This window comes from Chitinispirillales bacterium ANBcel5 (assembly GCA_029688955.1).
GTDB classification, from domain to species: Bacteria; Fibrobacterota; Chitinivibrionia; order Chitinivibrionales; family Chitinispirillaceae; genus Cellulosispirillum; species Cellulosispirillum alkaliphilum.
Window position 1 is genome coordinate 1 of the sequence record JARUKZ010000057.1, and the last position, 18,198, is coordinate 18,198.

Genomic DNA, 18,198 nt, shown 5'->3' on the forward strand with positions numbered 1-18,198 from the left:
TTTTTTCTAAATATTCTTTTGCACTTATACTCGTTTCACTTACAATATTATTCCCGCCGCAAGATGGGCATTTGTATTCCTTCTTCTGCCCTCTCCAAACTGTATATATTATCCCAGGTACTAAAATAAAAAGCCAAAGAATCAATTCGATTAGTCCTGAACCCCTGGGTTTTTGTTTTACAGGGCCTTTGATACCGCAGTCCAAGCAAAACATCCCATCAACTTTTCTATAGTTAGAATAAATGTAATATCCTACTACTGTTGATACTATTGTTGAAAACCCAATTACGGGACCGAGGTATACAAAACATAAAATGATAACAACCGTAACTACTGGAGAGATAAGTAACCCTAGCAAAAATTTTTTCATGCTTACAATTCCTTTCGAATAAAAGAAAGCATATATATTCAAAGCGTGATTTTTCTTTGGTTTTTCTGAGTCCGGGCGGGGGCTCCAATTCCGCGGCTCATCTAATTGACTATTATTTCTGCGTATCAAACCATAATTCTGCTATATCTATCTTGTCCCAGTTTCCACTCATATACCCCAACCCTCTAGTTTTACTCTCTAAAACATTTTCTATCACCCTGAATAGGGCCTCCCCATTCCCAATTTCGCACTAACTTTGGTTTCAGTTTATCCCTTGCTCTCCCTCACCGGTTTTTTATCGCCAGCCAAGACTCTTTCTCACACACTTCTCCACTTACTATCAACCACAAATAACCCAAAAAGCCAACTCTCAAGGTCACCAAAACGAGAATAGCTTTATCTAAAGCGCTGAATTGTGGGATATGAAGGTGTGAAAGGAGCATAAGGGGTCGTAAACTGAAAATGTGAAAATGACAGGTTCTCTATATAAGTTAAATAAAAGAATAAAGCATTGCAACAGCTTACATGATTTTGCAGCCATTGGATTCTTGCCGGGTAACATCTCTTAAGATTCATCAATCGGCAAATGCGTGTCCTTAAGCCGGTTTTCGTAAACAAAACAGTACAATACTCTTAAAAGGTCGCAGCAATATTCTTATATATAGTAATGCACAACCGTGAAGATCCCTGCCCACCCCCTTTTTCATCACAGGCAGATCGCCATTTACTAGATCGGGGGCATTCTTCTAAATAGTTCCACAGTAGCTCAGGGGAATTCTCACTCAGACCCGAAACACCATAGTGGAGTTTTTGTTTAAGGTAAAAAAGCTATCCGAGCGTTAGGAAGAACAGTGAGCATTCTCAATCGATGCGCTTATTGTCCGATCTCAGTAATTTGACCAATCAGTCTCAAGTTATTTGACCGGTCCGTTCCTCTCTCCGTTTCCATTTTTTTCAAAATAGTTTTTTTGTGGTGTTACCCGGTCAAATTTCTTGAGATTTTACAGTCTTTCCACGCATAGACTGGTATCCTTTTATGTTGAATTTGTATGCAGTGCTTACTAACCTGTCACATGTTGCGTCTGCTGGGACACTCCAAACTGGACACCACTAAACGCAAGGTAACGACACTCTGTGCAGGAAACAACTGGGTGAGTATGCGCTGGCTGCAAAAGAAACACTCACCTGTTGGTGGGAGCAGATACTGGAGAGAACGGAAAAACATCCACTGATATGTTCAAAATGTAATGCCGGGTTATTACAACTGGTCTTTATATTGCCTCCGGGCAGGAGGTCTGTAATGGTAACATAGGAGTGAAATGTGCGATAGTTAGTATGTAATGATGCTGATATAAATGTGCATCTATGAATGCCTGTAGGTGTGCTATACCAAAATTGAGTATTTTATTACTTTATGGGAGAGATGTGTTGATGGAAATCGGCGTATGCAGTCTATTGTTTAAGATAAAGTTGCTTGTCTCACGACTGAACCCCCCGGAATCCCAGAAGAAGCTCTGAATACTTTTTCCTATAAATAATATAACAGAGAGTGCCTGGCCTGAGCTCTTCGTTCAACAGGTTTTTTCTGCATCTTGAATGCAGAAAAAACACTAGATGTTGTGCTGCTGTAAAACTGGCACTTCAATTTCTGCCGCCACTCTTATTTCTTTTCTGTTCTAATCGCTTTATCAAGTTCAAATTTAACGCTTCTTGTTAAGGAGTCAATGCGTTATATTTTTTCCAATATTTCTTCTGAACGGCTAATAGAAGACATATATTCTTTTGATCCTTTTTCTATCTCTAAAAGATTATTATTTATTGCTTTTAGTTCAAAAACAACTTCATTTATTCTTTCTGTGTTTTTTATATAGTCAAACGTATAAAAAATAAAACCACTCAATCCGACAGTTGCTGTAAATTTAAACAAGTTCCAAGCTTGACTATAAGCTTTTGGTCTCTTCATTGAATTCTTTTCGCTTATATATTTAAAGTTTCTTAGGTAAAAGGTGTATATTTTGGAAAATAGGTTCGAATCACCTTCGATTGCAGTTATACGCATATAGTAAACGTGTAATTTTCAATGCCTTTTTAAATAAGATTTATTAAGTAGCTTTTTGGGGTTTTTTATATAATCAATTTCTATTCTATCCTCAATTGGCCTTAACCCCTTCCGTAAGTGCAGGAAATAAGGAGACCATAACGTTATCATTGTCAATCTAGCAATAACGAAGTGTAACTCCATATTTTGTTAATGTTTTATTTTGAACACCATCTAGACTAAACAATATTTTGTTATCGAAAGGGTGGCAACCCCAAAAAACCTCAAAAACTCTATTGTCAGTTCCTCCATTCCTGCCTTTAGGAACTACATTTAAGATATAAAGTTCATCATATCGTTTTGTTTCTGAAGTTTTATTATTAAACGATTCGAATATCGTTTTAGAACTTTCTAGAAATGTCTTGAATGCTTGGTATTTTTTTCGTGTATTCATATCTTTTGGTCCTTAAAATCATTCAGTCAATTCTGTATTCCTGTTCCGATTCCGTGGCGGCTCTTATTTCCGTGCCAGTTTTATTGCGCACAACGTTCCGCAAAACAGCCGAAGTGCCTGTGTTGCGCCCGCGGCAGGCATTTTGGCTTTTTGCTGTTTGTGGATGTAAGCCGGAACACTACCATAGTGTAATGTCTTTCAGCCAGTTCTCCTTTTCTATTGGCGGCGCTCCCTTACAATAATGCGTTTTCTACAAATTCATATCTCACGTCAAGACTTCAAATTTCTGTATGTGCCCCCAATCCAGCGGGTCGCTAAGCACAAACTTCAATCCAGAACGGCCAAGGAACTCTTCGACCACACGCAGCCCTTCGGCGAATGTCAGACGATAGCGTCTGAACCTGCTTAGTTCGCTGCATGGTTTGTTTCTTCAAGGTAATTAAAATGCCAAACAGCTTGCCTGTTGTATCATTGCTGTTTTCACATCTTGGCCCGATTTTCGCTAATGATAAAAGGGGTGATCTTCAGAAAAGGAGCAGGTGTTGACTAATTTTTACAGATCCCTGCTTTAATATGGTAAAAAAGATTCTTGCGAAAGGAATTTACCAGAGAGGAGCTCCGGCTGAGATGAAAAAAACCAAAATCGTTATCCTTTGGATTATAAGCCTTTTGCTTTTGCTATTTATCGTGCAGAACACCGCTCAGGTCCGTGCCCGTTTTTTCTGGTTTACGGCAGATGTTCCTGTGATAGTTCTTTTGGTGTTTGCCGCGACCGGTGGTTTTATTTGCGGAATTCTCGTTGCTTTAGCCATAGAAAGCAGAGCAACGGAAAGCAAACAGTAACAGGGCAATAATATACAAGAGCCTTCATACTTACAAAAAACCTGGATATTTTTATGCGTTTAGTACTGATTAATCCTTGCAATCCATTGGTGAGCACTGTCAAAACCCGTGAAAATCGCTGGAACAAATATGTCATGTGGAAGCCCCTGGGACTACTGGTGCTGGCCGGCCTCACTCCAGACGATTGGGAAATTACGGTGATCGATGAGAATCTGGTTGTTCCGGACTATGAAAAGTTGCCCTCGCCTGATCTCGTCGGCATTACCGCTTTTACCTCGCAGGCGCCCCGTGCATATGAGATCGCCGGCGGGTTCCGCGACCGCAGAATACCAGTGGTCATGGGTGGTATTCATGCCAGCATGTGCACCAGCGAAGCTTTGGAGCGCGTTGATGCAGTGGTTAAAGGTGAGGCCGAGAGTGTCTGGGCAGAGGTTCTGAAGGATTGTCGCAACGGCACACTGAAAAGGCTTTATGAAGGCGCAAAGCTTGACCTTGCCGGAGTGCCTGCTGCGCGACATGATTTATTGTCAAAAGGATACCGCATCGGTTCAATCCAGACATCACGCGGTTGCCCTCTCGCATGCAGTTTCTGCAGTGTTACTACTTTTAATGGCGGGAAATTCAGGCGCCGGCCGGTTGAAAACGTTATTCAGGAATTTCGGATGATCCGGGAAAAATACGTCCTGATTGTAGATGACAATCTAATCGGAACGCGCAAAGACCACTTGGAAGACACAAAGAACCTTTTACGGGAGATGATTGCGGCGAAACTGCGCAAAAAGTGGATCGCGCAGGTCACCATCAATATGGCAGACGACCAGGAGCTGATTACTCTGGCAAGAAAAGCAGGATGTATCGGCGTTTTTATCGGTTTCGAATCGGTTTCTGCGCAAGGGCTATCGGAAATCAGCAAGAAATTCAACATACGGCACAACCGGGTTATGAGGGATTCTGTACGGCGTATTCAAAATCACGGTATCAGCGTGCTGGGGTCATTTATTCTCGGGCTTGATGTCGATGATAAAGGCAGTGGCAAACAAATCGCTCAAACAGCCCGTGCTTACGCGCTGGATATTCTGAATTTGATGATTCTCACACCGCTTCCAGGCACGCAACTGTGGAAAACCATGGAAGCAGAGGGCCGTATACTAACCGGGAATTTCCCATGTGACTGGAAATATTTTACACTCACCTTGCCGGTTGCCAGATATAAAAAGATGTCATGGAAGGAGATTGTAGCTGAAAGAGAAAGCTGCTACCGTGATTTCTATTCTTATGCCGGTATTCTACGCCGGGTGATCCGCAGCTTCCTGCACCGGGGAAAAGCATCGGTAGTATTGATAAGTAATCTGGTTCTTCGAACGAACTCTTTGCGTCTCGACCGTGTGGCATATGCAGATTTGGATTTAATACGAGACAGGGATCTTCAATGAACACCAGGCAAAAACGATCCCTTAAAATCAGAAATTGTGTTGGCACTCATCATCCGCGATTCAGAAATCACTACCGCTTTGAAGGGCAGGCTGTAATGGGTTTTGCGTGCTCAGAATGAGATGCATCTTAGAAGAAGAACGATACTTCCTTTATACAGGATAAATTTATGTCTGGAAAACCACTGATACTTCGAGGAAATCCAATCTCGCCGGGTCTGGCAGAAGGGAAAATCCATGTACACCGGACTTTGCTGGGTAATTCATGGCAGAAACCAATCCCACACTCGGTCGCAGAGGTATCCGTTTACTTCGTGAGTATCCCGAATTGCTCACAATTCATTTGAAAGCCATATTGGAGCTGTCCCGGGAATTCGATGTCTCTGTGCTGGTTCCCATGGTAACTCTTCCGGATGATATAGCTGTAGATCGAAATCCAAAGGGAAATCAAGCAATGCGTCCGTGATTACGGTCCAGATACTATAACGCTCCTAATTGCAGTCACCTTTCTTGCATCTGTCAAAAAGGCCTCCTACGGCACGCAACAGCTCGTCATCATCCATTTTGGAAACTATTCCACAGACTCCGGCATTCAATGCGGTTTGCCTGTACAGGTCTATATCATGGCAGGTCACAACGAGCATGCAAAGATTCGGGTGTTGCGGCTTAAGCCTTCTTATCATCTCGATGCCGTCGATGCCGGGAAGGGATATATCCACCAGAACGATATCCGGGGCAAACGACGGTATTTCCCTGAGCGCTTGTTCCGCGTCCTCACTCTCACCTATGGCGGTGATCGAACTGAAATTTTTTCTCAATAATCGCTTTAGAATAAAGCGCATCGAATTGTCGTCTTCAACAATGTATACTTTCATAGAACCTTTTTAAGTAATCGTTAACAGTTCTGATGGGGTAAGGTCAGTGTTACGCGGGTACCCTGTCCCAGCGTGCTCTGTATTGCTAAATCGCCGCCAAACAGCCGCAGCCGCTCCCTGATACTCACAAGTCCCAGGTTAGTCCCTTCTGTTTCTTTCGCAAGTGCTTTCTGCGGATCGAAACCCTGTCCTTTATCGTTGATTGAAATTTCTATGTGCTTGTCCTCGCAACGCACTTCAGCCAAAGCTTGCGATACCCCCGCATGCTGCCTGACATTGTTCAACACCTCTCGAACCATCTGTGTGAGCATGATCTGCGTTTGATGCCGGATGTTGTCAACAGGGTCATGCATACGTAGCTCGACAGCTAAACCGTAGGCGGTATACACATGCGCTACAAGCCACTGTAGCGCCGAATCGAGCCCTTCGGAGTCAAGCACTGGCGGATTCAGTTCTATCGACAATGCCTTTGCCGTACTCAGCGCCTTTTCGAGCACCGCTATGCCTTCCGTCACATCGTCCCATTTTTCTGCAGCCCCGGTTCCCCAATGATCTCTGAGGTGCTGTTTGAACAGCATTCGTGAACCGGTGAGTTTCTGCAGGATATCCTCGTGCAGAACCCGGGAGAATTGTTTCCGCTCCCGCTGTTCGGCGAGTGTCAGTACCTTCGAAAACGCCCGAACCTGCTCGGTCCGTTGCACGACCAGCGATTCGAGATTTTCGTTGAGGATTCTGAGGCGATGTTCGCTTTCTTTGAGTGCAAGTTCTGCTTGTTTTGCGTCAGTGATATCCATCATGCCGACCCGCCATTCACTCCCTGCCGTGCCGCCTGCATCGGGTGCGCGTATAGTGTCCAGCCGCACATGGATAGTCTGTCTGTCGATAAGGCGGGTGAAACGGATATCCGCTGTTTGAGACGTCACCTGCCCCTGAATAACTTTGCGGATATACAGATAGCAGCTGTCCCGGTCTTCGGCAGCGGCAAGTGACGAGAGGCGCTTTCCCTGAATCTGCTCAACTGAGCGCTGCAGCATTGCACTGGCGGTCGCATTGACCCGTACGATCGTTTCATCGGCGTCAAGGGTCAGGTACCCCACAGGCGCATCCTCGTATAAATCGCGGTACTGCCCATGCGCCCGGGCAAGCTCGGTCTGGCTACCCCTGAGCTCCTCGACCATTATCTCCAGTTCCATCTGATGAATCTGCAGCTCCTGAACCAGTTCCTGTATTTCCGGGGCTGTCATCTTTGACACATCGTGCGGGGTATGCCCCAGTCGCTCTTCAGCTTTGCGGCGAAGAGTGAGCTTGTCATAACCTGCGGACCCACCTTGGTTTTCCTCACCGCTGCCAGTCTGCTGACAGGACAGCAGACGATCCTCCAGCTCGCGCCTGCTCATCGCCCGCAGCTCGGCATGGGACAATGATCCACGGGGTGGCTGCGAAGATTTTTCGGGAGTTTTCCCAGTCGTGTTGGTGTTTTTCTTTTTCTTCATCAATTCCGGATCCCAAACTTTTATCCGATCTACGATGTCCGATGATCGAACTACGAACTTATTCTTGCCTTTCCTTACTTCTGACTTCGCCCATCGCTCATCGCCATTCATCCCCTCCCTCTATCTTCACCCAAGCGTAAAGTAGAACGTCGCTCCCTTGCCAACTTCGCCTTCTGCCCATACCGTGCCGCCATGGCGGCTGATAACCCGCTGCACAATCGACAATCCGACACCGGTCCCGCCGTAATCTTTTTCGGCGTGGACACGCCTGAACGGGGCAAATATCTCTTCGGCAAACTGCTGCTTGAATCCTACCCCGTTGTCGCGAACGAAATAAACGGTTCGCCCCTCCTGTTCAAACGTTCCGAATTCGATGCGCGCAGTTTCCTTTTTGGAAGCAAATTTCCAGGCATTGCGCAGCAGGTTTTCCAGCGCCAGGTGCATCAGTCGCGGATCGGCTTGGGCGCGTATGTCGTTTGGTACCATGGCCTCCACGTTCAACTCCGGGTCAGCCGCGCGAAGCTCTTCCAGGTGATCGCGGATAATGGCGCTCAGATCGATCTCCTCGCGGGTTAGTTCCTGCCGGACAATACGGGACAATGTGAGCAGGTCATCAATAATTCGCTGCATCTTCCTGGTGCCGGCATCAATACGATGCATAAATTCCCGGCCCTGCTCATCAAAGCACTCAGCATAGTCCTCAAGCAGCAATCCGACAAAACCACTGACCGTGCGCAAAGGGCTGCGCAAGTCGTGGGACACGGAATAGGAAAATGATTCCAGATCCCGGTTGGCAACAGCGAGTTCCTCGGAGCGCCGTTTCAGCTCCTCCTGGGCCTTCTTTGCGATCGTAATATCGTTGCCGTCGATAAGAATCTCGGTACCCTGCTCACTCTCCCCGGGAACAGTAATTGCACTCCAGACGAAAAAGATCCTCCTGCCGTCCTTGCATAAGCCTTCGCTCTGCACTTCTCGGAACCTTTGCGGATCGGCGATGATTTGCCCAATAATTTCCGAACTGTCGGTGCCGTAAGAATCCACAATCGGCACAATCGTGCCAACAAACGGCTTCCCGATTACTTCGTCGCGCGAATAACCGAATACCTTCTCGCTGAACGCGTTGAAGAATGATATGCGCCCGCCGGCATCGATGCCGATAATAAAGCTGTATATCTCCTCCACAAGTCTGCGATACCTGGTTTCCGACTTGTCTAATTGTCGCAGCACCATCCTCTTTTCCGTCTGGTCTTCTATGGCCAGGAGGACATGAGATTTTTCAGCTCCATGCCCAAATGCGAGGCGACGTGCATTGAGCACCATGATCTTCTCGCCGATATCCTCGAATGTATGCTGCACCTCAAAGTCCTGGATTATGTTCTCTTGAGCGATGGTCTCTTCCAGAAGCGTACGCAGCCGTGGAATGTCCCATTGATGATTGCCAAGATCGTAGATAAACCGCCCTTGTGTTTCCTTCGGCGTTACCTCGAATTGGCGGAAAAAAGTCTTGTTCGCCGAAACAACCTTCAAATTCTCATCCAGTACAATAAGCGCCTCGTGAACAGTATCAACAATGCTTTCGGCATATTGGTATGCTTCTACACGCTCGGTTACATCACTGGCCGCACCGAACCATTCGTAGATGTCGCCCTTCTCATCAAGCAGCGGAACCGCCCGCGACAGGTTCCATCCCACCGTGCCGTCAGCCCGCAGTATCCGGTGCTCGAGCTGGTACATGGTTTTGGCAACGATGGCTTCGTTTATAGCCGACCAGACATGCGGCTGGTCTTCGGGCAGGATGTACTTGCGCATCCAGTGCGGGTCCGGCCCTCCCGTATCGGCCAGGATACCGGCCCCGTGAAGCTCGCGCATCTCTTTCCAGTCGGCGCTCATGCGAAAGATGACACCTGATGAGGCGGTGACCAGCGCGCGGTAACGCTCTTCACTCTGACGAAGCGCCTCCAGTGCCTGTTTGAGTTCGGTGATATCAATGAAGGTCACCACCACGCCGTCGATCACGCTTTCGGCGCTGCGATATGGCAGGATACGTATGAGATGCTGCCTGCCGTCGGGCGTCGCAACTTCATTCTCCCGTTTTTCCAAGGTATCGAGCACGTGACGGCAGTCGTCGAGCAGACCGTTTCGCTCAATCTTGAGCTGCAGTTCGCTGATCGGCCGGTCGATATCGGTGTCGCGAAGGCCGACAAACGAACGTGCCCTGGGGGTGTAGCGCTTCACGTGCAACTGCCGGTCGAGAAAAATCACCGCCAGCTCGGTGCTGTTAAGCAGGTTCTGAAGATCGTCGCGCGCCCGCATAAGCTCCTGATTTCTTATATTAAGCTCGTTATTGACTGTAGATAGTTCCTCGTTGAGCGACTCCATCTCCTCCTTTGAGCTCTGGAGCTCTTCGTTGATCGACTGCAGCTCTTCATTGGTGCTCTGCATCTCCTCCTGACTGGACTGCATCTCTTCGCGCAGGTTCTGGTTGGCCTCCCTGCAATACATCAGCTCCCGCTCCAGATCGTTGCGGTTATCACTTCGAACGGTCTCGGCGCGTTGCGGTTCTACAGGTTCTACAGGTTCTACAGGCTGCGGTGACGCAAGCCGGGCCGCTGGGGTGATAGTGGCAAGCAGCATTCCCCGCAGTGCTTCAGGGATCACAATGCGGTTGACTGCCAGATCGATGGTCTCAAAATCACCATTGGTCTTGATCCGGATGCCCTGCTTGACAATGCGCTCCTTGCGCTGGAGCGCCTGGTGCACCGCTGTTCTCAGCGGCATTTGCAGTCCCTCCCGTGCCATGTCGAATACATTCATGCGCGGCTGGCGCTGCCCGGGCTCCAGGTACGCGCCGGTCCGGCCGTGGATATAGCTTATCGTTCCTTCGTGGTCAAACACGATACTCACCGGCGCGTACTGGTCCAGAAGCATTCGTTCCACAAGCCGGTCGGTAGCAGGGCGGTGTCCGGCCGGGTACTCACTCTGTCTATCCTGTTCTGGCGGCTGGGCTGTTTTCATCTTTGCGGGTAATTTGGGCAGCTGGGTCGGCACGTTTGCGCAACGGAAAATCCTCCATCGCGTATCGAGCGTCTCGAAGAGCCGGTTCTCGGTACCCACGCTTTCGGAGGATCCCAGAAAGAGCAGCCCATCGGGATCGAGGGCATGATGAAACAGGGGCAGGAGCAGTTGCTGAAGATCGTTCTGCAGGTAAATAAGCACGTTGCGGCACACCACCATCTGCAGATGCATAAACGGCGGGTCGCTGAGCATGTTATGGTGTGCAAAAACCACCATTTCGCGAATCTCTTTGCGAATGGTATAGCCGTGGTTGTCTCCTCCAACGAAGTAGCGCTGCAGCCGTTCCGGGGACACATCGACAGCGATACTGGCAGGATAGCTCCCCCTGCGACCCTGCTCGATCGCCCGGGCATCCAGATCGGTAGCGAATACGCGAATACCGATTGATTTGTTGAAGCGGCGCCGGAGTTCATCGAGCACGATTGCGATGCTGTATGCTTCTTCACCGGTTGCACACCCCGCGACCCAGACGCGAAATTCCTCGCCTTCGGGCCAGTTTTCCATCAGTGGCGGAAGGTGATTGTCTTTCAGTGCGGCAAATGCTTCGGGATCGCGAAAAAAGCTTGTCACGCTGATAAGCAGCTCCGAGAAAAGCAGCTGCGCTTCCTGGTTGTTCTCGTGAAGAAACGAAAGGTAATCGGAAGTCTTTTCGATCCCGTGCACACTCATGCGGCGCTGAATACGCCGCTCGATGGTGCTGCGCTTGTATGCCGAGAAATCGTGACCGCGGCGCGAGCGCAGAAAACGCAGGATTGCGTTGACATCCTCGGGTGAAAAGCCCTCTTCCCGGGCCTTCTGTTGTGAGACAACATAGGGCGCCTTGATATAATCCATGATTCTGCGGGGTATGTCGGCCGGGGTTTCGACGAAATCAACCAGCCCGGTCTTCTGGGCGCTCTCAGGCATACCGCCGTAGCGCGCGGAGGGAGCTTGCTGTGCCAGTGTCAATCCGCCCTGGGCTTTGATCTCCCGTACCCCGGTGGTGCCGTCGGAGCCCGTACCCGACATCACTACGCTGACAGCCCGTTCGTGCATGTCATGGGCCAGCGATCGGAAGAAAATATCTATCGGCAGTCGGCGCTCTTCAGTGCTCTTCAATGGCGACAGATGCAGTGTTCCGGCTTCGATGTGAACCGTTGCCCCGGGCCCAAGCACATACACATTGTTGGGCTCGACATTCATACCTTCGGTAATCTGTACCACCGGCATGCCGGCTTCCTTGCCCAGGAGTTCGGGAAGCATGCTCTCATGATCCGGATACAGGTGTGTGACCACCACAAAGCCCATTCCGGTATCGGAGGGCATGGCGCGGAAAAGCTCCTTCAGCGCCTCAAGCCCGCCAGCCGATGCGCCGATGCCGACTATGGGAAACGTTTCGTGATCTTTGGGCGACTTTTTTTCCGATCCTGATTTTTTCGGCATGATTATCCTTTGTGTTATACTTGAGATGGCCGGAAAACATTCTGTGGAGTCCGGCATATCGGGACATCGTTTGGCGTCTTAACGCGACCCCAAAAGGCAATGTATCACAATATATATGAATGCAACTACCATTCCTTTTATTTAGGCCACCGGGCAGCCCTGCGGAGTGATTTTTTCTTTGCGCCGTCATCGTATCTCTTTGAACGGGCTGTCTTGGCTCTTCTTGTCTTAGCCGCCGCCTATTAAACAATTCGTTCCGGTTTATTTCCACCAACGGGTCGCGAGTACCCGAAGTTGGCGACCAACGGGAGCCAATTTGGGCGGAGCGCAGCGTAGCCGGGTACTCGCTGTTATGTTTAGTGCCCGGCTGGTCTGGTTTAATTCCCAAAAGTACACGGATGTACTTTTGGGGTCTTTGCTATTCTGCATATTTAACTTGTAATTCATCCTCTAAATCCAAAATTGATAGCGCATGTTTTATCAATTCGAATTTACCTGTATTACTAATATTTGCTTCTATATAATAAGTATCATTGATTTTAACTGCTTGACGTAGCCTCTTTTTGTCTGGCTCCTTAACTAAACTTATTTTGTCTTTTAAGTCGGTTGTAAAAAAAGTTTCGGGTTGTAATGAAAACAATTGCTTAAAGACTTCAACATACAACTTGGCAACTTGATTAACTTCAATTTTTTGATCAAAGAAAATAGCATAGGATAGTTTTTTATGAGTTGGATCATCTGCTTCAAAGATATTGACCTCTTCATTATCTGCTATCTGGTCAATATCAATTGGTGGATATTCCCATATTTTCAAAAATTTCTCTGCAATAATATCTAGTCTTTTTTCAATCTCATTTTTATTCCAAGTATCTAAATTGGATATGTATCTATTCAACCACAAGCGACTATCTTTATATCCTACATTTTGTAGATCTCTTTTTTCTTTGAATGGTTTATTTCCAAGTTTTCCGTTATTTCCAGAAAGAGTAAGATTTCCTATAGTGTTTAAATAGTTTTCCTTAATATAAACGAATTCTTCAGGTCCTAACTCAATCTTCCATTTTGGGTCAGGGTTCTGAGGAAAGATGTGTTCTATAGTAATGTCCGGGTTACCGTCAATCATAACTTTTTCAGTGTTTTCATAATTCTCAAGCCTCTCCAGAAAATAAATTCTGTTTTTTGATTTAATGTTGTAAACATCCTTAACCTTAAGAGCATCGATTACTTCTGCATCTTTAGGAAACCTTTGAGCACCTGTCCTTTGGACCAATGCTTTTTGAATTGAAAACAAATAATTATCGACTTCGACTTTATCATAAAGGCTCATGAAGATTTTATTAAGTGCATTTGTCGCTAAACCAAGTATGAACCTTCTCCATGTAAAGGATTGAATTAGATTTAAAATATTAATAAAAGTATTTTTGTCTATTTTTCCTTCATCATAATCGGAATAAACTTTCATTAAAAAAGGATAGGCAACATTAATCTCCAGCCGATTTATATATTCAAGCTGCAGATTTATTTCTTTATCAGCTTCATTCGACGGGTTGATTAATTTGTTGTAATATTTTACTAAATTCTTGATTTTTTTAAGGATACTTTCTAATTCATCTATTGTTGTCGTAGGATATTTAGTTTTAAACTCAATATAAACCTTGCCTTTGTTTGGAATCTTTCGATTCTCTAAAGTTAAATAGTCTCTGATAAAATCAGAAACTTTACTTGTATTCAAAGTTTCATCTTTAGCATGTTTCTCAATCACTTCCCAGTAATTTTGATATACTTTATTTTGCTCTTTCCTACTCAACCCCATTAAAATATAATTTCGTATTAAATCTGCTTGCGATAATTCAAGCCCTGTTGAATTTAAACTTTCAAATATTCTTTGTGGGTCGTCCTTCTCTCGATCAAGTGAAATTTCTACAAACATTAACTTTGAAAGACCTTGCAAAATAAAATTATAATTTTCCTCTGTAATTCTTTCTTTAAAATAATTAAAATTATCAACAAGTTTAGAGTATTCGTTAAACTCTTCTTCTTCATCGCATCTTAGTAAATATTTTAATGCTACGTCGTTATTTTCAGTTGGTCTTAGTTTTAATTTTTCTTCTTCTGGTGCGAATTTGTTAATTAAATAAGTTTCACTTATTTCGTTTACCAATGATTCATTTTTTATTCGTTTAGCCAAATTATATAAGACGAGATATATCAAAGTAAGTGTAGTAATTCGCTGTTGACCATCAATTACAGTAAGCTCTTTTATCCTTGAAGCCGTATAAACGTCATCATGGATATATACAATGCTGCCAATAAAATGTGCGGTTATATTATTGTTTGTAGCCACTTCTAAAATATCATCTAAAAGCTGTTTGCATTGGCCAATTGTCCAATCATAATTTCTTTGATACACGGGAATGATAAATTGTGTTTTATTTGATGATAAAAAATCTTCTATCCTTAATTCATTTGCTTTCAAATTTAATCTCCTGTATTATTTTCTTCCCCGAGGCCACGGATGGCCGAGGACTATAAAGCTCTTAGCCGGGCATTGAACACAACGGTCCGGCCCATGCCGAAGTTGCGACTATAATATTGTAAAGTTATTGCCTGCGGCCGAGTCCTCGAGGTTGAAAGGCGATAACTTTACCTACCTTAGTGTAAAGCAATTTGGGGCGTACTCGCCCGGCATGGGCCTGTTGTTGGTTGTTTTTGGGTGCTCTTATTTCCGTGCCGATCATATTTCCTCGCGGCTCCTGTTTTTCACTCTTTCAAATCTCAATATGCAATTTCAATTGATTGCTTATTTAATCTGAAAGTAAAAGGAAAAACCAGTCCAAACGATATTCCAAAGGCATAAAGTGGAGCTTTCCAGTTATATTTTTCATTCTCCCTATTTAAGCCTTCAATAGCACCAAAAATGCCAGCCCATACCAGAGGCCATACAAGCTGATATAAAATGTCATCGTTACTAAACCTTGGACCGATATATGAATCTACAACTCGAATTCTATGTAAATTAATCGTATCTGATCTGGTAATTATATTATCCTTCTCCCACTTTTCAATCTTCACTCTTTTAGTAGTTCCAGCTAAACTGTGCACAATGCTATACTTGTAATGTGGACTTTCAACAGCTTTGTTTATTTCTGTAATCGGGACAGGTCTATGATTTCTACTGTTTCTTTGATAAAAACAACTATCAGCAATATTTGGACATGTAATAAAATATGTAGGAGATGGTGCTCTTGAAAAAGCAAGTAATTGAACTTGAAATAATAGAATAGGGAAAAGGAAAATGGTTACTCGGTTTATCATTTTAATACTCCTCTGTATAAATAGACTATGTTTAATAGCCTAATTTGCCCTGGTTTTTTCTTTCTTTGCTCCGGTTCCGCCGCGATCCCATCTCCTCGGCACTCCGCTCTTTTTCCGCACCCAAAAATTGACAACAACGTTCCGGCCCATGTACGAAGATTTGCAACTATAATATTTTAATCTACCTTAGCCAAACTTTGCAAATTTTAGTACTTGGCCTGTTGTGCGTCTGTATTGCCGGTGCTCCTATTCCTACTCCGCGCCAATCCTATTTCCTCGCGGTTCCTATCTTTACAATTTTCCAGGTAATTCAATTATAGGATACAATGTCTTTAAATCCAGAATTGTGTTTTGATTGCTTATCTTTTGTTGTTTTTAATTTTTTAATAGCAAGCCAAAAATCATCTTCTGTTATAATAAGCTTATCTGATTCAATGTTAAGATCTGTTTTAATAACTTTCATCATATTAACATTCCTTCTTAAACAATTATATGCGCCTTCTCTTGCAACGAAAGCGATATCAGCTCCGGTCATTCCTAGCAAGGCTTTAGATATTTTGGAAGTTTCAATATTTGGGGCCAATGGCATATTTGCAACTGCTTTATTAAATATTTCAAAACAACCTTGTATTGTGGGTTCTTTTATTTCAATATGATAATCGAAACGACCTGGGCGAAGAATTGCTGGGTCTAAAAGTTCGATTCTATTTGTTGAAGCTAATACTCTTATGTTACCGAAATTATCTAAACCATCTATCATAGAGAGCAATTGGTTTACAATCCTTGATTCAGATCTTAATGTTTCATCACCAGACCTTTTTTGTGCAATGGAATCAATTTCGTCAAAGTAAATTATTGCTGGTTGTAATTCGTGGGCAATATTGAAGATCTTTCTGATATTATTCTCTGATTCACCATGAAATTTGCTTAATAATTCAGGCCCTTTTATTCCGATAAAGTGCGCTTTAATCTCATTTGCTATAGCTTTTGCTACCATAGTTTTGCCACACCCAGGCGGACCATAAAGAATGATTCCAGTATGTGGAGCTATTCCAAGATGTTTGAATACATCAGGATGTTTAATTGGTAGTTCAATTATTTCTCTAATCAACTGTACTGTATCACCTAACCCACCTATTTCCTCAAAAGTTACTTGAGGAATGAATCTGGTTTCTGATACAACTTTATCTGTATGAATCAAAGACTCATTCCTATCTCCAAAGTTTGACATGTCTTCTTTTGAATGCCTCAATTTAATACCTGTAGCTATTTGCTCCTTCGTATAACCATCATCAATCTCGGTATATTTTATTTCGAACCTATCGTTTTCATCAAGATCAATTTCATCTGGCAGATTTGATATTATCTTGTTAAGGTTCTTAAAATCGAAATATGGACAGATGTAAAGGAATTTCTCTAAGGCTTCATTTTCGATAGATTTATATAGTTGGTCTTTATTTATTGCCCAAATTGAATCTGTTTTGAAATTGCCGAAATCAAACCAGTATTTATTGTAGTCATAACCCCACTCATTTTCTGATGCATATCGGCTGATGTTATACAAATGATAACAATGCCAGCCTTCTTTTGTTTCTTTATCAGCATAACAGTATTTTTCATCAGCATTATTTTTCGTGGAACACTCAATTATTTTGTTGATTCGATTTAATTCAACTTTGCTTCCACAAGTGCTGTTTATCAACATTGCCGTGCCTTTCCAAGTACTAACAACATTGTAAAGCTGTTCAAATATATTCTGTTTCGTTGTATATTCGTCTATTGTTAAATTTATTAAGTGTGATTCATCTTTTTCGTTGTATAAGTAATCAGAAAATTTATTGGCTATACCTATGGCTTTGTGGTAATTTTTTGAAGAAGATTTCTTAAAATAAAGACTTAAAGAGAACTCATATTTCATAAAACATCTCCTGTTTACACTTATACATCCACTCAATAATGAGTATTCCCCGCGATCCTATTTCCTTGGCGCTCCGGTCTTTTTCCGCACCGGCAATATTGCGCACAACGTGTTGGCGCATAGCCGCAGTGCTGGCTGTAATGCGCTGTACCCGGTGCTTTATAGCCGGCATTGTGGCTTGCGCCCGTTGTGCGTTGTTACCAGTTTAACTACCTTAGTGTTCTTTTAAGATTTTGCCTCCGAAAGTCTTTTTCCGCGTGGGCTCCTATTCCTACTCAGCGCGATCCAATTCACTATCTTTTTTTGTAAAAATATCATATTGCATCAAATTTTTGCTAATAGAAATATTTTGAATTCGCTTATCTCCAATCAAATAAAATTCTGATTTTTCACCTATTCTGTATTTGATGTTACCATTCTGTTCTGGTCTTGCAAAATACATTGTAAATAAGAATTTTTCTACATGGTTACATTTATTATCATATAGACAAGAATAAACATTCTCCAGAGTCGGCTTTGCTCTGAATAAATTCAGAAAAGACAATTCGAAAACATTTAGTAAACCCGAAATCGAGTCGCTATAATCAGTATGTTCTGAATATGTATTTTCAAAAGTCTTAATCTCCGTTTTTAACATTAAAAACTGTTCTTCAGTCATCTCATAAATTTTACTGCTCTCATAAATACTGTTGAGCATTGGGTTAAATAATATCGAATCAATTTCGGTTCTAATTTGGGCTAAGTATAAATGTATAGATATGAGTATTAGCAACACGAAACCAATTGTTATCTTCACCTTTTTCATTTGCCTTTTTGTCCAATATCTTGCATTTTTCCTCGCGCTCTTACTCTGCCCACGCTCCGGCAAAATCTGCTATAAGTCACATTGTAAACTGGTAATTGCGCACAACGTTCCCAGGCATGCAGAAGTTGCCGTCTTCGGCAATTTGGGGCGTCTTCGCCCT

The 18,198-nt window shown here is 44.0% G+C and carries 15 protein-coding genes; 4 read left to right on the forward strand and 11 right to left on the reverse strand.

Annotated features, from left to right (window positions below; translation table 11 throughout):
- The 3 genes from QA601_17825 to QA601_17835 form a co-directional block, all read right to left on the reverse strand.
- The coding region (locus QA601_17825; protein ID MDG5816961.1) for a hypothetical protein at positions 1 to 370 on the reverse strand (370 nt) is incomplete at its 3' end.
- Between the two features lie 1,729 nt (positions 371 to 2,099).
- On the reverse strand, positions 2,100 to 2,333 hold the full coding sequence (locus QA601_17830) for a hypothetical protein (protein ID MDG5816962.1): 234 nt from the start codon (positions 2,331 to 2,333) through the stop codon (positions 2,100 to 2,102).
- A gap of 253 nt (positions 2,334 to 2,586) precedes the next feature.
- A complete protein-coding gene (locus tag QA601_17835) occupies positions 2,587 to 2,862 on the reverse strand; it encodes a hypothetical protein (GenBank protein ID MDG5816963.1) in 276 nt (91 codons plus the stop codon).
- 627 nt (positions 2,863 to 3,489) lie between these two features.
- On the opposite strand from QA601_17835, the gene QA601_17840 reads away from it, so the two are divergent.
- The 4 genes from QA601_17840 (at position 3,490) to QA601_17855 (ending at position 5,601) form a co-directional block, all read left to right on the forward strand.
- Positions 3,490 to 3,705, forward strand: a complete 216-nt coding sequence (locus QA601_17840; protein MDG5816964.1) for a LapA family protein — start codon at positions 3,490 to 3,492, stop codon at positions 3,703 to 3,705.
- Between the two features lie 53 nt (positions 3,706 to 3,758).
- Positions 3,759 to 5,138 carry a radical SAM protein gene (locus QA601_17845; GenBank protein MDG5816965.1) on the forward strand — a complete coding sequence of 460 codons (1,380 nt, stop codon included), beginning with the start codon at positions 3,759 to 3,761 and terminating at the stop codon, positions 5,136 to 5,138.
- Positions 5,135 to 5,257 carry a hypothetical protein gene (locus tag QA601_17850; GenBank protein ID MDG5816966.1) on the forward strand — a complete coding sequence of 41 codons (123 nt, stop codon included), beginning with the start codon at positions 5,135 to 5,137 and terminating at the stop codon, positions 5,255 to 5,257. Before QA601_17845 ends, QA601_17850 begins: the two co-directional genes overlap by 4 nt.
- A 143-nt stretch (positions 5,258 to 5,400) precedes the next feature.
- Entirely contained in the window at positions 5,401 to 5,601 is a 201-nt protein-coding gene (locus QA601_17855) for a hypothetical protein (protein MDG5816967.1), read from the forward strand.
- 25 nt (positions 5,602 to 5,626) lie between these two features.
- Here the strand turns inward: QA601_17855 and QA601_17860 are convergent, their stop codons facing one another.
- The 8 genes from QA601_17860 to QA601_17895 all read right to left on the reverse strand — a co-directional run bounded on the left by QA601_17860 (position 5,627) and on the right by QA601_17895 (position 17,891).
- Positions 5,627 to 6,010, reverse strand: coding sequence for a response regulator transcription factor (locus QA601_17860; protein MDG5816968.1), 384 nt, complete (start codon positions 6,008 to 6,010; stop codon positions 5,627 to 5,629).
- 20 nt (positions 6,011 to 6,030) lie between these two features.
- On the reverse strand, positions 6,031 to 7,614 hold the full coding sequence (locus tag QA601_17865; protein MDG5816969.1) for an ATP-binding protein: 1,584 nt from the start codon (positions 7,612 to 7,614) through the stop codon (positions 6,031 to 6,033).
- Positions 7,615 to 7,629: 15 nt separating this feature from the next.
- A complete protein-coding gene (locus QA601_17870; protein ID MDG5816970.1) occupies positions 7,630 to 12,000 on the reverse strand; it encodes a CheR family methyltransferase in 4,371 nt (1,456 codons plus the stop codon).
- 418 nt (positions 12,001 to 12,418) lie between these two features.
- Complete coding sequence (locus QA601_17875; GenBank protein MDG5816971.1) at positions 12,419 to 14,476, reverse strand: DUF262 domain-containing protein; 2,058 nt, start codon at positions 14,474 to 14,476, stop codon at positions 12,419 to 12,421.
- Positions 14,477 to 14,775: 299 nt separating this feature from the next.
- Positions 14,776 to 15,315, reverse strand: coding sequence for a hypothetical protein (locus QA601_17880; protein ID MDG5816972.1), 540 nt, complete (start codon positions 15,313 to 15,315; stop codon positions 14,776 to 14,778).
- 310 nt (positions 15,316 to 15,625) lie between these two features.
- On the reverse strand, positions 15,626 to 17,233 hold the full coding sequence (locus tag QA601_17885; protein MDG5816973.1) for an AAA family ATPase: 1,608 nt from the start codon (positions 17,231 to 17,233) through the stop codon (positions 15,626 to 15,628).
- The gene (locus QA601_17890; protein ID MDG5816974.1) at positions 17,223 to 17,405 is read right to left on the reverse strand and encodes a hypothetical protein; all 183 of its coding nucleotides are present in this window, start codon (positions 17,403 to 17,405) and stop codon (positions 17,223 to 17,225) included. Before QA601_17890 ends, QA601_17885 begins: the two co-directional genes overlap by 11 nt.
- Positions 17,406 to 17,504: 99 nt before the next feature.
- Positions 17,505 to 17,891, reverse strand: coding sequence for a hypothetical protein (locus QA601_17895; protein MDG5816975.1), 387 nt, complete (start codon positions 17,889 to 17,891; stop codon positions 17,505 to 17,507).
- Positions 17,892 to 18,198 lie beyond the last annotated feature (307 nt).

Bases quoted from the DNA above. Each gene is read 5' to 3' on its own strand.
- QA601_17860 (MDG5816968.1), bottom strand. From the start codon at position 6,010: ATGAAAGTATACATTGTTGAAGACGACAATTCGATGCGCTTTATTCTA.
- QA601_17885 (MDG5816973.1), bottom strand. From the start codon at position 17,233: ATGAAATATGAGTTCTCTTTAAGTCTTTATTTTAAGAAATCTTCTTCA.
- QA601_17845 (MDG5816965.1), top strand. From the start codon at position 3,759: ATGCGTTTAGTACTGATTAATCCTTGCAATCCATTGGTGAGCACTGTC.
- QA601_17840 (MDG5816964.1), top strand. From the start codon at position 3,490: ATGAAAAAAACCAAAATCGTTATCCTTTGGATTATAAGCCTTTTGCTT.
- QA601_17835 (MDG5816963.1), bottom strand. From the start codon at position 2,862: ATGAATACACGAAAAAAATACCAAGCATTCAAGACATTTCTAGAAAGT.
- QA601_17855 (MDG5816967.1), top strand. From the start codon at position 5,401: ATGGCAGAAACCAATCCCACACTCGGTCGCAGAGGTATCCGTTTACTT.
- QA601_17830 (MDG5816962.1), bottom strand. From the start codon at position 2,333: ATGAAGAGACCAAAAGCTTATAGTCAAGCTTGGAACTTGTTTAAATTT.
- QA601_17870 (MDG5816970.1), bottom strand. From the start codon at position 12,000: ATGCCGAAAAAATCAGGATCGGAAAAAAAGTCGCCCAAAGATCACGAA.
- QA601_17890 (MDG5816974.1), bottom strand. From the start codon at position 17,405: ATGCCGGCTATAAAGCACCGGGTACAGCGCATTACAGCCAGCACTGCG.
- QA601_17895 (MDG5816975.1), bottom strand. From the start codon at position 17,891: ATGACTGAAGAACAGTTTTTAATGTTAAAAACGGAGATTAAGACTTTT.
- QA601_17880 (MDG5816972.1), bottom strand. From the start codon at position 15,315: ATGATAAACCGAGTAACCATTTTCCTTTTCCCTATTCTATTATTTCAA.
- QA601_17865 (MDG5816969.1), bottom strand. From the start codon at position 7,614: ATGAATGGCGATGAGCGATGGGCGAAGTCAGAAGTAAGGAAAGGCAAG.
- QA601_17850 (MDG5816966.1), top strand. From the start codon at position 5,135: ATGAACACCAGGCAAAAACGATCCCTTAAAATCAGAAATTGTGTTGGC.